Raw genomic sequence first — 12,369 nt, 5'->3', positions numbered from 1 at the left:
CTATTAAAGGGTAGAATGTATTATCCGCATATTGTAAACGGGGAGCCTTGCTCCTCGTTTGTTTTTGCATTTTTCTTTTTTAATTAAGAATCCCGGAGGGTATCAATGGCTGTTGCTGCCAACAAACGCTCAATCATGACCCTGTATTCAGGCGCAGACGACCTATATAGTCATCAGGTACGTATCGTACTTGCTGAAAAAGGTGTAACGGTTGATGTGCTACAGGTTGATCCAAATGAGATCCCTGAAGATTTGATAGAGCTTAATCCGTACAATACTGTTCCTACATTGGTTGACAGAGAATTAGTACTATATAACTCTCGCATCATTATGGAATACCTTGATGAGCGTTTCCCGCATCCGCCATTAATGCCTGTATACCCGGTTTCTCGTGGTCAAACCCGTCTTTGGATGCACCGCATCGAAGAAGATTGGTATGAACTTGTCGAGCGTATTAGAAAAGGCGACCGTGCAGAAGCTGCTCGTAAAGAGTTGACCGAAAGCTTAACCGCAATTGCTCCAATCTTTGGTGAAGTGCCTTACTTCATGAGTGAAGAGTTTGGTTTAGCTGATTGTTACTTAGGCCCGTTATTATGGCGTTTACCTGAGCTAGGTATTGAGCTTGATAACCGCACAGCTAAAGATATTAAAGCTTACATGACGCGCTTATTTGATCGTGAATCATTCAAAGCTTCTTTAACAGAGACTGAGCGCGAAATGCGCATGGGTATCTAATGAAAGAGTTTACCCCGAATCGTCCATATTTATTAAGGGCTTACTATGAATGGTTGATGGATAACCAGCTCACGCCCCATGTTGTCGTTGATGCTTATGTGCCAGGCACGCAAGTACCACAACAATATGTTAAAGATGGTCAAATTGTACTTAATATTACTGAAAGTGCTGTGGGTGGATTACAAATCACCAATGAGTTTATTGAGTTCAGTGCACGTTTTGGTGGTGTTCCTCAGCAGGTATTGTTGCCTATGGCTTCAATTGTTGCTATCTACGCCAGAGAAAATGGCGCAGGTACGGTTTTTGAGGTCGAAGAAGCTTATCAGCTAGATGACGACTTTGAAGATGCTGGGCTTTCGGTAGTGAAAGAACCCGTTGCTGAAACAACTGAACCAGAGACTGAAAAAGCTGTGGCTAAAGAGCCAAAGCGTCGCGGTCATTTAACATTGGTAAAATAAGTTTGCAGTGATGATTAAAGCCAGTCTTATGACTGGCTTTTTTGTGTCTGTAAATTGTTAACTATCTAGGTGTAGTTTTGCAGGAGTCAGTGTTTAACTTTGCCTGAAATGCATTGTGTTATCTGTCTTTTGAGCTTGAGCGCAAACAATAATAATTGGTCTGTATTTAGTTTCTTATCAAGAACATCGCTGCATTAATGCCATTTGTGTAATACATCAATTCTATTATCCCCCACTTTATTAGAGAGACACATTTACGCAGACAACTTGTCTTTGTTGGACTATTTGTCTCAATCGGTTAGTGCTTTTAGGTATTTATGTCGGTATCGGTTTTTTTTGGGTGATTCAGGTCTAGAATTCGAAATTGCTAATAGTCGAACGTGTGGATAAAGAATACCATACGCACAAATTTACGGTGACTCAGGGTCTTTAGCGCAGGTTAAAGAGATGTTCGCCATTATAACAAGTAGTTGGAGCTTTCGGTGATCAAAACAAAAAACACTAAAATCGCAGTTATCATCAGCAGTTTATTGTCATGCTCAAGTGCAATGGCAAATGATGCAAACGATGTTTTTTCGCTAGGTGAGATTGTTGTTTCAGAGCAAGCTGGTGTTAAAGATATTACCATTAATAACACCATGACAGCCGAGCAAATTGAATTGATTGGTGCTAAAACCGCAGCCGATGCGCTTGACTATGTTCCTGGGGTACACGTTGCGCAATCGAGTAAAGGTGAAAAGTTTTTAACTATTCAAGGTTTCGAGCAAGATAAAGTACTTATTCTACTTGATGGTGTGCCTTACTATGAGACCAACGCTGGTCAGTTAGATTTAAACCAAATTCCGGCTAGCATCATTTCAAAAATCGAAGTGACTAAAGGTGCTTCATCAGTACTGTATGGCCCAAATGGTATGGGTGGCGTAGTTAACATCATCACTAAAAAAGGCCAAGACGGCGTGAGTGGTGAGTTACAAGCTTCTTTTGGACAAATGGGTCAAAACCATGAGTCTGCTTCAATCAGCTTGGGTAAAAATGGTTTTAGCTTATTAGCTACAGTTGATCACCGTGGCCGTGATGCCATGAGAATGTCTAACGACTTTGAGCCAGTTGAATCAGATGTTAAAAATAAATATGGTGACTTACCAGACCAACTGGTGGTAGAAGATGGTGGTGAGCGTGAAAACTCAGCCTATGACTCAACAAATATTTGGGTTCGTGGTGGTTACGCTAACGAAAGCACTGAATTGTTTGCCAGTGTATTTAGCTTAGATTCAGATCGCGAAATGCCATATAACACCCGCTACAACAAAGTCTTCAGTGGCTTTAGTAGCTTTGCTGATATGTCAGAATATAAAGATAGCGGTGTTGATTTAAGTGGTTTGCACCGCGTTAATGATTGGCTTAATGTGCGCGCCCTAGCGTATTACCATAAACATACTGATGCTTATGTTTCTTATGATACCCCAGAGAAAGCCGTTAAACTGGGTACAAGTACATACAGTGATTACACCGGTGGTGGTGCATTATTTGCTGACATGAATTTAGCTGACTGGAACAATTTAAGCGTTTCAGTTAACTACAAAAATGACGTGCATAAAAAGAAAGAAGATTTAGATATTGATGTTGATGACTCATACGGTTACGAGCGTTCACAGCTAGACACATTAAGTTTTGCCGTTGAAGACACAATGACCTTTGGCGCACTAAATGTTGTTGCTGCAATCGCATGGCACAAACAAACTGTTGTTGAAGACAGAGACAATGAGGCCGATCCTGATGCTGATGGTTCAGATACCCTCGACCCAATGCTGGGCATGAGCTATAGCTTCGACAATGCAGGTTTAGTTTACGCTTCTGTGGCACAAAAAACCCGTTTTGCTACCTTTGACGAAATGTATGATGACTCAGGTTACCGTCACAATATTAAGCCAGAGCGTAATACCAGCTATAGTTTAGGTTGGAAAAATGATTTGCGTCATGAGTGGTTAAACAGTGTTGATATCGGTATGTTCTACCATGATATTAGTGACAAAATTGTTTCTGTTTACGAGCCAGATCCGAGCGATCCAGGTTGGGACAATGAGTACTACGAAAACGTTGGTCATTCAGAGTTCTACGGCATTGAAATCAGCACCAACAGCCAGTTGTCTGAAAACATCAGCTTAGCGTTTGATTACACCTACACTCATGCTCGTAATACCAGTGATGACCGTGAATCAGATTACTTCCGTGATGTACCAGAAAACGCGGTAACAGCAGTATTTAACTGGTACCAACCAACACTGGATATCAACAGTAATTTACGTATTCGCTACCGCACAGATATTTTAATCGAAGTTGACTCTGATGAGTGGGAATCTGAAACGTTAACAATTGATTTGGGTGTTAGTAAGTCGTTTACACCACAACTATCAGCTTACGCTAACCTAAATAATATACTTGATGAATCTCACTACGAAGGATACGGCCAACCAAACGAAGGTCGCTCTTACGAAGTTGGTGTTAAGTATGTTTTCTAAGGGATAAGAATGTTTAACAGACTATTAAGTACTGTTGTCATTCTACTTTGTTGTCTTTCAAGCGTATCGGCTCAGCCGATACGCTTGGTCGATCAACAAGGCCGTGAAGTTGTGCTGCAACAGCCGGCAACACGGATTGTGACGACCTTTACACCAGCTAATTTATTTTCCCTCAGCTTGGGCCTTGCAGATCAATTAGTGGGTATTGGTGGTAGCACTAAACAATCTCCGTTAATTAGTCAGCTGCTTGGCGAGCGAGATCCATTAGTGATCGGCAGCCGCTCAGCAGGTACTAGCCTAGAAACCATCGTGGCGTTAAACCCTGATTTAGTCTTAGTTTACGGTAAAAAAGACGGTTACCGTTTAGCTGACCGCTTAACCTCGCTAGGTATCGCCAGCATCATAATCCAACCTGAAACATTCAGTGATGCTCAAGCTGTACTCGACCTTATTGCTAAAGCGGCGGGTGTAGAAGATAAAGCCGCTACTATCGCCGCTGAAAACCAACGCCTTGCCAATATTATTAGCACTGCATTGGCTGACTTACCAAAAGAGCAACGCTTACAAGCTTATTACGCGAGCAGTTCCGATCTGTTTCGCACCGCCAGCGAACAAATGTTCCAGCACGAATTAATGGCCAAGGCCGGCCTTGATAACGTGGTTAGCGGTGTGCCGGGGTTTTTTCCTAAGGTGAACGCTGAGCAGTTATTATTATGGAAGCCACAAATATTGGTGCGTGGCTCAAATGGGTCCGACAAAGTTGACGAGCAACTCAACGACTCATTAATGACCTCGTTGAAAAAATTACCACAAGTGCATATTCCTCAAGGTAGCTTTTGGGACATGCCATCACCAATGGCGATGGCAAGTGCGCTTTATGTCGCCGCAAATGCGTATCCTGAACGTTTTAAAAGTATTGATGTAGAAGCTGAAATTGCGCGTTATTACCAAGTCGCTTTTGGCCAGAGCTGTTTATCCCCATTACAAGAGTTTAAAAAATGTTAGTGATTAAAGGGCGCAAGATGATGCCCATTCAATGGCTAGGGATTGCGATTGTTGTTGGTTTTATAGGGATTTGTGCCGGTCGTTTCTCGGTTAATCCGAGTGATTTATTTAGTGCCATAAAAAAGTTACCCGAAGTGTTGGTTAGCTTAATCATGTCGGGGCAAGTACCTGACGATCTTACTCAAGCTGAACGGGTCATTTTATTGATCCGTTTTCCGCGTTTATTAACCGCATTAATTGTTGGCGCGGGGCTGGCAGTGTCTGGAGCCGTCTACCAAGGTGTGTTCCGTAACCCGCTAGTGTCTCCTGATATTCTCGGTGTTGCATCAGGTTGTATGTTTGGCGCGGCAATGGGGCTGGTTTTGCCAGGCAGCAGTTGGTTAACCGTGCAGCTATTGGCTTTTGTGTGTGGTTTATCTGCAGCGTGTGCCGCCATGTTTATGGCTAAGCGGTTTGGCAGTAATAATTTACTGCTAATGATTATGACCGGGATTATCGTTGGCTCAATATTCGGTGCCGGTTTAACCATGCTTAAAGCGTTGGCTGACCCATACGGCGAGCTACCTGCCATTGTTTTTTGGCTTATGGGGTCATTGTCTGCGAGCAGCTGGAGCACCGTTGCCCAGTTAGCAGTACCTGTTATTGTTGGTTACGGACTCATTCACACTTTGCGTTACCGCTTAAACGTGTTGTGCTTGGGCGACCAGCAAAGCCGTAGCTTAGGAATTGAACCAGCTAGATTGCGGTTAGTGTTAATTGTTATTAGTTCGTTTATTGTGGCTGCGTGTGTGGCAACCGTTGGGCAAGTCGCGTGGATTGGGCTGGTCGTTCCCCATATGGTTCGTACCTTTACTGGGGCGAATAACATGCGCTTAATTCCAATCTCTACCGCTGTTGGTGCCATGTTTTTATTGTTAGCTGACAGCGCTGCTAGAGCCACGTTCACCATGGAAATTCCGATTGGTATTGTAACCTCATTAGTGGGAGCTCCACTGTTTGCTTTCCTATTATTTCGTTTTCGTCAAGGCGGGGCACTCTAATGCTATCAGTGAATGATATTAGCTACTCAGTTGGCGACAAGTGCCTACTAGACGGTGTTAGCTTTGATCTCAAAGCCGGAGAGTTCCTTGTTGTGCTCGGTGCCAATGGCGCTGGTAAAACCACATTAATGAACTGCCTATGCGGCTTGAACGCTCCAAGTAAAGGGGTTGTGTCGCTCAATGAACGTCCGTTAAACAGCATGAGTCGGGCCGAAATTGCGCAGCAAATGGCATTAGTGCCGCAGCAGCAAGAAACCGCTTTCGCTTTTACTGCGCTTGAAATGGTGGTTATGGGGCGTACCCCATTTTTATCAACCTTTGAATCGCCATCAGATCAAGATGTAGAAGACGCAAAAAAAGTATTGCAACAGCTAGATGCTAGCGCACTGGCTCAACGTGATTACAACCGTTTGTCTGGCGGTGAGCGTCAATTGGTATTACTGGCTCGTGCATTATTTCAAAGTGAGCGACTATTACTGCTTGATGAGCCAACTAACCACCTTGATTTTAGAAACCGTTTCCAAATTTTGTCTCAGGTTAAACGCAGTTGTATAGAATCCAATACTGCGATTATTGCCATTTTGCATGATCCTAATTTAGCGCAGTTGTACGCCGATAAAGTATTGTTGCTCGAACACGGCAAGGTGCTCGATTACGGCGATCGCAGCAGCGTAATGACGAGTAAAAACATTAGTCGGCTATATGGTTTGGCCACAACTTGTTACCAAGTGGCTGAGCAGGATTTCTTTATGCCACAAAATGTATTGGGTTTAAGTTTGAGCAAGGTGCTAATTGTGACCGGCGAAAGTGGCAGCGGTAAAACCACAGCGCTAGCCGAGCTCATTGCTAACTGTCAACAACAAGGTATTCCTCTTAAAGGTATGTTGTGCCCAGGTGTGATGAAAGACGGACGTCGCTTTAGTAGTGATCTGGTTGATATTGCCACTAATGAGCGCTGCCTGTTTGGCCAGCGTACCGGTGAACTTGACCCTAAAACCGGCACTCGCTTCTCGTTTACCAACGAGGGTTTATCACTGGGAATGCAAGCACTTGACCATAACAAAGTGCTGCCTGGTGATGTGTGTATTGTGGACGAAATAGGTCCCATGGAACTCAGTGGACAAGGGTTTGGTCGCCAAATCGCGCCGTTAATGGCAGTGGCTAATAGTCGCCATATTTGGGTGGTTCGCCCAAGTTTAATTGAGCAAGTGAGTCGGCATTGGTCATTAACCAATCCTGAGATTATTGAAGCCGACGACCCCGACATAGCCACTAAGCTAATGCAGTTTGTTAGCGTTAATCATGGCTAACTGATATTGCACTAAATAGAATGGATGAGAACGTCAATGAACGACACCAGTATTAATTCTGTGGCACCGCCAATAAAGGTTGCTCACGCCGCGCGAGTGGTGAGCATTACTTTGCTATTGCTCGCCATCGTAACCCTTTACGGAGTCAATGCTAGCAGTCGCTTGTTTCCTGCCAGTAGCGATACCATCTACTTATTGGTAACCGCTATTGTTAGCTTGCTCAGCCTGTGTTGTTTGCGCTTTAGTAACCGCGTGCAAGCTCATTACGCCATAGCCGTGAGCGCTGTTGCACTGTTAATGCTGGCGGCAATGCAAATTTTTGAACCACCAAAAGGCGATAGCGCAATGCTTACGTCTATTTGGGCGCAAGTGTTTTTTCTCTCTCGCCCTGTGGCGTTAGGGTTAGCGATTGCCGCATTGGTGGGCTACCTGTTTCAAACTAAAAGAATTGATGCTCGCCTCGACAGTCATTGCCATTTGCTGAGCTTGCTGGCCGGAACAGCCTTTTTAGCCGGCGAGATAGCAGGCAGTTATTGGGCCTTCATAGGTTGGGGACGCAGTTGGAGCTGGAGCGGGCATTTCTTTTTTTCGGCATTAACTTACTTGCTGTTTATTTTAGTTTTTCATCTTCCAAAAGCGTGGTTCCCAAATGCTAGGGCATTAGCCATGGGCCGCGCCGCAGTGTTAGGTTTTATCAGTTTATTAATGTTGGGATACCGCGTGCTATGACCCTTAAATGGCTGTTTTCAATGCGCTTGGCGTTTGTGCTGTTAGTGACCATCTCTGGCTGGTTCGGCTTAGGTATGGCGCTGAGTGAGCATAACCCTTCGCGCAAGGTACTAAAATCACTTAACGACTTACCTATGTCACAATGGGGGGAGAGTTTTGTTAGTACGCCCGCGGTTGGTGCTTGGATTGTGGGTTTATTTGTATTGATGTTCATTTTAGGGGTCAATACCGCACTGTGTTCTTGGCGCGAACTGATGCCCGTTTGGCGTAGCAAACGCTGGCGTAGCCCACGGATTATGATGTTGCCAATCCATTTATTAACCCTGCTTGTATTTATATTTCATGGCGTTGACCTGGTATTTATTCATGGTCACGACAGTGCTGTTTTGCACCAAGGTGAGCAATTTAAAAGTGGCCGCTATCAAATTAAGCTGACCAAAGTTGACTACCAAGATGACGTGAGCTTAATTGCTGAAAATGAAAAAGGTCGCAGCCCAGCAGGGCGTATAACACGCCGCAGTGTTGATGAGTTTGATCCGCGAAAAAATAGTGCACATTTTGAGATCCATGATGGTGACCAAGTGTTCCGTGGTGACGCTAGCTTTTTGCGACCATTCAAGTTGGACTCTTTGTACCTCACCGTTACAGATTTTAGCGTGCCATACCAGCAGCAAGATAAAGGGGTGCACGTTAAAGTGTTAGCGGTGCATAACCCATTAGTGAACTACTTTTTTGCTTGTTACGGCTTACTGTTATTGAGCTTATTACTGCAAGGTTTGGTGTTTTGGCGTCGCTCAGTTAAAAAGGGAGGCCGCAATGAAAGGTCACTTACAGCTTAATTTAATTGCCGTTATCTATGCGCTAACGGTCAATGTCAGTGCTAACGCTGAGCCGCTTAAGGTTGAAAGTCTAGCGCAGCAATGGGTAGATAAAATACAACAACCTATTGAGCAATCTGTACAGTTAGGGCAAGAAGCGGCTGACTGGCAACAGCAAAAAGCGCAATCTTTATCGCAACAACAGCAAGATTTAGGCGAGCTGTATTGGACTGAATACCAACTGCAAAAGCAGCAGCGCTATTTAGACTCGCTCACTGCAGAAGTGACACAATTGCAGCAAGATATTGAAACCATTAATGCACTTAAGCAGCAACTCGAGCCTCAACTCGAGATTTGGTACGCCACCTTAGAGCGGCAAATTGCCAGCGACCTTCCGTTCGATTTTGATGAGCGTAAACGTCGGTTGGCTTTTTTGCGCACTGCAATGGACGCCAGTTCATTACCCTTAGCTGAACGTTTCCGACGTTTATTAGACGTGCTCAGCATTGAGGTTGCCTACGGTTATGGGCAACATGCCAGCCAAGATGTGATTGTGATTGACGGTAAGCCAGTACAAGTTAACTTGCTACGTTTAGGGCGGTTAGCGTGGTTTTACATGACCCCCGATGAGCAACAGCTCGGCTGGTTTAATAATAAAACTCGCCAGTGGCAAGCTTTACCGCTTGGCCAGCAAGGTGACTTACGTTTAGCTATGGCTATTACTACCAACAAGCAAATTGCCAAAATCGTCAATGTTCCTTTGATGAACCTTTCGGCTGCAGTTGAGTTAGAAGGAGTGCAGAAATAATGCGCGCCACAATGTTAATCCTATTAGTGTCTCTAGCCTGTTTAGCTAACGTGCAGGCGGCTGAAGCGCCAACCCCAGCAAAACCATACGCTGAACTTGAGCAACAGGTCGGTGAGCGCGCAGCGAGCCTAAACCAACAAAACAGTCAATGGCAGCAACGGCTTAAGCAAGATATTGACGAAGTAAAGCATAACCAGCAGCAGTTAGCATCTCGATTAGCCGCTAAACAGCAACAACTGAGCGCGTTGAACCAACAGCTCGTTGAGCTAAGGGCGCAAAAACAACAGCTCACCCAAGACTACCAAGTCGCCGTCGATGATATGAAACTCGTGCAAGGGGCTTATCAAAAAGCGATAAACAGCTTGTCGCAGCAATGGCAGCAAAGCCCAACGCAACTGGTTGAGCAACAAAGGCGCGCGGCGCTTAATAGCGCCAAGGCGGAGTCAGGCTTCCCGAGTTTAACCCGTTTAGATACGCTGATCACCGCCGCTGTTACCGACATGCAGCTAACTGGGCAAGTGACTGAGTCAAACGCCGCTATTAGTTTTGCCGATGGCAGCGTGAGCGAGCAGCCTGTAACCGTCGTGGGTGGCCTTATGGCGGTTAGTACCACAGCATCGCCAAGCTTTATCGCAATGAGCGATACGCTACCAATGGCGATTACCCCAAAAAGCGTGTCAATCGTTACGCAATTAGCAGCATGGCTGGATGAGCAATCAACCTTGTTACCAATGGACTTAAGCCAAGGTCGTATGCTGCCAAGTTTAGCCAATGAGCAAAGTGTGGCTAACTGGGTTGAAGAAGGCGGTGAAGTGTTATGGCCCATTCTTATTTTAGCCGCACTGGGTTTACTTATCGCGCTGTGGCGTGCTGCCAAGCTGTTTTACTGGCAGCCGCTAGGCAACATTTTACCTGCACGGTCAGACACGGTGGACAGGATAACCCAGTTAGACATGGTTAAACAGCAAATGGCTAATCAACCTCGGGTTCCTGCGGCGACGGTACTGGCAAACTCAATTGTCACCGGCGCTAATGTTGAATCAATGGATCAACGCTTAAAGCAGCTTATGCTTAAGCAGATGGCGCAGTTTGAGCGTGGACTAGGCTTTATTGCGTTGTTAGCGGCGATGGCACCAATGTTAGGGTTATTAGGCACCGTATCGGGCATGATTGAGACGTTTCAGTCATTAACTGAATTTGGTAATAGTGACCCTAAATTACTGTCGCAAGGGATCAGTAAAGCGCTTATCACGACTCAAGCAGGCTTATTAGTGGCGTTACCTTTACTATTATTGCATTACCCATTAAAACGCCGTGCACAGTCACTGAGTTTAAATATGGAGCAGCAATCAGCACTATTACTTGCAATAAACATTGAGCGTGGAGCCGCTAATGTCGCTCGATAGTATGCTCTATGCTATGTCGCAATTTGGTCACGCTATGCTCGGGTTTATTGAGGTTGGCGGCATTGTTATGTGGCCACTGTTTGCCTGTTGTTTACTGATGGTATGGCTGGTGAGTCGCGCTATTTTTAGTGACCCCAATCCTGCCGGCAGTATTAGCACTCCTACTACATCTTGTGGCTGGCTTGACCAACGGTTAACTCAATTGGCGCTGCGACAAATGCAACAACAGCAATATGCAGACCTTCAAGGGGTTAAGTTGTTGGCGATGATTGCGCCGTTATTAGGCTTATTAGGTACGGTAAGCGGCATGATCGCCATGTTTGATGCTGGCGCTAATTACGGGTTTCACGATCCGGCGGTTATTTCAGCGGGGATATCAATGGCAATGGTTACCACTCAAACCGGGCTCTTTGTCGGGTTAAGTGGGGCGCTACTAGCATTTTTTTGGCAGCGGAAACTTAACCGACTGCAAACTCAACTAGGGGCAGGAGAGCAACATGCTCAGTGATCGTTTTAAACAAGATAAAGAGCCTGAAATAAACATGACGCCCATGCTCGATGTGGTGTTTATTTTGTTGATCTTCTTTATCGTATCAACCAATTTTGTGCAGCAATCATCGGTTGAAATTAAGCGGCCTCAGTCAAACACCGCCACCAGTTTAGATGGCAGTCCTATAGTGGTAACGCTTGATACCACTGGGCGGGTGTATTTTGAATCTAAAGAGATTGATATTTATTACCTGCCAGGTAAGTTGCAGCAAATAGCCAGCCAAACTCCCAAAGCCAAATTATTGGTGGTTGCCGATACTCACTGCCCAACTGGAGTTACCATTAAAGTGCTCGATATTGCCAAGCAAGCAGGGATCAGTTACAGCTCTGTGGCGGCGCAGTTGTAATGATAGCGCACGGCAAAGGTTACCGGGTCGCGGTATTGCTTGCACGACTGCTGTTATCAGTTGGGCTGACTATTTTACTGTGCTATTACCTACCAGCCAGTCTAAATCAGCGACCAGGATTACAGGTCGCCACGCATAAACCAACAGATATCGCCGTGCAATTACCAGAACCGCAAAAACAGAAAACGGCAGTAACCAAAGAAGCTGACGTAAAACCCGTTTCGGCCAAGGTATCAACCCCAGTTTTAACTCGTTTACCCGTGATGTCAGCAGTTGCTGACATGCCCATATCGGTGCCCGTGCTGGCAGTGCCATCGTTAACCGCCACCAGCCTACCTGAAGTTGGGCCTGTCATGGCTGGCATTAATGATGTTGACCAACCACCAGAGTTATTGCGATATATTCAGCCAAAAATGCCCGTTGCTGGGCGTAAGTTTAAAGATGGCGGTCGCGTGTTATTACGGCTTATTGTCGAAGCTGATGGCATAGTCAGTCACGCTGAAGTATTAGACGCCACACCTGAAAAAGTATTTGATGAGTCGGCGATGAAAGCTGCGCGCAAATGGCGTTTTAAACCGGCGGTATTGTCGGGTGAAGCGGTAAAGGTGTTTGTTGATGTCCCCATTAATTTCAAGGTCAGTTAAC

13 protein-coding genes are annotated in these 12,369 nt (G+C 45.4%); all 13 read left to right on the top strand.

The genetic code is table 11. The features are described from left to right. Positions 1-105: 105 nt before the first annotated feature. Positions 106-735, top strand: coding sequence for a stringent starvation protein SspA (gene sspA / locus RGE70_RS14920; protein WP_310472240.1), 630 nt, complete (start codon positions 106-108; stop codon positions 733-735). Further along, positions 735-1,193, top strand: a complete 459-nt coding sequence (locus tag RGE70_RS14915; protein WP_310472239.1) for a ClpXP protease specificity-enhancing factor — start codon at positions 735-737, stop codon at positions 1,191-1,193. Before sspA ends, RGE70_RS14915 begins: the two co-directional genes overlap by 1 nt. A 482-nt stretch (positions 1,194-1,675) precedes the next feature. Next, a complete protein-coding gene (locus tag RGE70_RS14910) occupies positions 1,676-3,712 on the top strand; it encodes a TonB-dependent receptor plug domain-containing protein (RefSeq protein WP_310472238.1) in 2,037 nt (678 codons plus the stop codon). Between the two features lie 9 nt (positions 3,713-3,721). Then, positions 3,722-4,717: an ABC transporter substrate-binding protein gene (locus RGE70_RS14905; protein ID WP_310472237.1), complete on the top strand. Its 996-nt coding sequence runs from the start codon at positions 3,722-3,724 to the stop codon at positions 4,715-4,717. Next, complete coding sequence (locus RGE70_RS14900; RefSeq protein ID WP_310472236.1) at positions 4,711-5,757, top strand: FecCD family ABC transporter permease; 1,047 nt, start codon at positions 4,711-4,713, stop codon at positions 5,755-5,757. The genes RGE70_RS14905 and RGE70_RS14900 overlap by 7 nt, the downstream gene beginning before the upstream one ends. Further along, entirely contained in the window at positions 5,757-7,067 is a 1,311-nt protein-coding gene (locus RGE70_RS14895) for an ATP-binding cassette domain-containing protein (protein ID WP_310472235.1), read from the top strand. Before RGE70_RS14900 ends, RGE70_RS14895 begins: the two co-directional genes overlap by 1 nt. A 36-nt stretch (positions 7,068-7,103) precedes the next feature. Continuing rightward, positions 7,104-7,796, top strand: coding sequence for a hypothetical protein (locus tag RGE70_RS14890; RefSeq protein ID WP_310472234.1), 693 nt, complete (start codon positions 7,104-7,106; stop codon positions 7,794-7,796). Beyond that, positions 7,793-8,635, top strand: a complete 843-nt coding sequence (locus tag RGE70_RS14885) for a hypothetical protein (RefSeq protein ID WP_310472233.1) — start codon at positions 7,793-7,795, stop codon at positions 8,633-8,635. The genes RGE70_RS14890 and RGE70_RS14885 overlap by 4 nt, the downstream gene beginning before the upstream one ends. Next, positions 8,613-9,422, top strand: a complete 810-nt coding sequence (locus RGE70_RS14880) for a DUF3450 domain-containing protein (RefSeq protein ID WP_310472232.1) — start codon at positions 8,613-8,615, stop codon at positions 9,420-9,422. Before RGE70_RS14885 ends, RGE70_RS14880 begins: the two co-directional genes overlap by 23 nt. Beyond that, positions 9,422-10,828 (top strand): MotA/TolQ/ExbB proton channel family protein, encoded by a 1,407-nt coding sequence (locus RGE70_RS14875; RefSeq protein ID WP_310472231.1) that lies wholly within the window; start codon positions 9,422-9,424, stop codon positions 10,826-10,828. Before RGE70_RS14880 ends, RGE70_RS14875 begins: the two co-directional genes overlap by 1 nt. Continuing rightward, the gene (locus RGE70_RS14870) at positions 10,815-11,336 is read left to right on the top strand and encodes a MotA/TolQ/ExbB proton channel family protein (protein ID WP_310472230.1); all 522 of its coding nucleotides are present in this window, start codon (positions 10,815-10,817) and stop codon (positions 11,334-11,336) included. Before RGE70_RS14875 ends, RGE70_RS14870 begins: the two co-directional genes overlap by 14 nt. Further along, positions 11,326-11,724: an ExbD/TolR family protein gene (locus tag RGE70_RS14865; RefSeq protein WP_310472229.1), complete on the top strand. Its 399-nt coding sequence runs from the start codon at positions 11,326-11,328 to the stop codon at positions 11,722-11,724. The genes RGE70_RS14870 and RGE70_RS14865 overlap by 11 nt, the downstream gene beginning before the upstream one ends. After that, entirely contained in the window at positions 11,724-12,368 is a 645-nt protein-coding gene (locus RGE70_RS14860; protein ID WP_310472228.1) for an energy transducer TonB, read from the top strand. Before RGE70_RS14865 ends, RGE70_RS14860 begins: the two co-directional genes overlap by 1 nt. The last annotated feature ends 1 nt before the right edge of the window (position 12,369 follow it).

Origin of the sequence: Shewanella youngdeokensis, assembly GCF_033180165.1 — a bacterium.
GTDB classification, from domain to species: Bacteria; Pseudomonadota; Gammaproteobacteria; order Enterobacterales; family Shewanellaceae; genus Shewanella; species Shewanella youngdeokensis.
The sequence above is the reverse complement of the archived record's forward strand: the minus strand, read 5'-3'. Positions and strand labels throughout refer to the sequence as shown.

Bases quoted from the DNA above. Each gene is read 5' to 3' on its own strand.
- sspA (WP_310472240.1), top strand. From the start codon at position 106: ATGGCTGTTGCTGCCAACAAACGCTCAATCATGACCCTGTATTCAGGC.
- RGE70_RS14915 (WP_310472239.1), top strand. From the start codon at position 735: ATGAAAGAGTTTACCCCGAATCGTCCATATTTATTAAGGGCTTACTAT.
- RGE70_RS14905 (WP_310472237.1), top strand. From the start codon at position 3,722: ATGTTTAACAGACTATTAAGTACTGTTGTCATTCTACTTTGTTGTCTT.
- RGE70_RS14900 (WP_310472236.1), top strand. From the start codon at position 4,711: ATGTTAGTGATTAAAGGGCGCAAGATGATGCCCATTCAATGGCTAGGG.
- RGE70_RS14895 (WP_310472235.1), top strand. From the start codon at position 5,757: ATGCTATCAGTGAATGATATTAGCTACTCAGTTGGCGACAAGTGCCTA.
- RGE70_RS14890 (WP_310472234.1), top strand. From the start codon at position 7,104: ATGAACGACACCAGTATTAATTCTGTGGCACCGCCAATAAAGGTTGCT.
- RGE70_RS14885 (WP_310472233.1), top strand. From the start codon at position 7,793: ATGACCCTTAAATGGCTGTTTTCAATGCGCTTGGCGTTTGTGCTGTTA.
- RGE70_RS14880 (WP_310472232.1), top strand. From the start codon at position 8,613: ATGAAAGGTCACTTACAGCTTAATTTAATTGCCGTTATCTATGCGCTA.
- RGE70_RS14875 (WP_310472231.1), top strand. From the start codon at position 9,422: ATGCGCGCCACAATGTTAATCCTATTAGTGTCTCTAGCCTGTTTAGCT.
- RGE70_RS14870 (WP_310472230.1), top strand. From the start codon at position 10,815: ATGTCGCTCGATAGTATGCTCTATGCTATGTCGCAATTTGGTCACGCT.
- RGE70_RS14865 (WP_310472229.1), top strand. From the start codon at position 11,326: ATGCTCAGTGATCGTTTTAAACAAGATAAAGAGCCTGAAATAAACATG.
- RGE70_RS14860 (WP_310472228.1), top strand. From the start codon at position 11,724: ATGATAGCGCACGGCAAAGGTTACCGGGTCGCGGTATTGCTTGCACGA.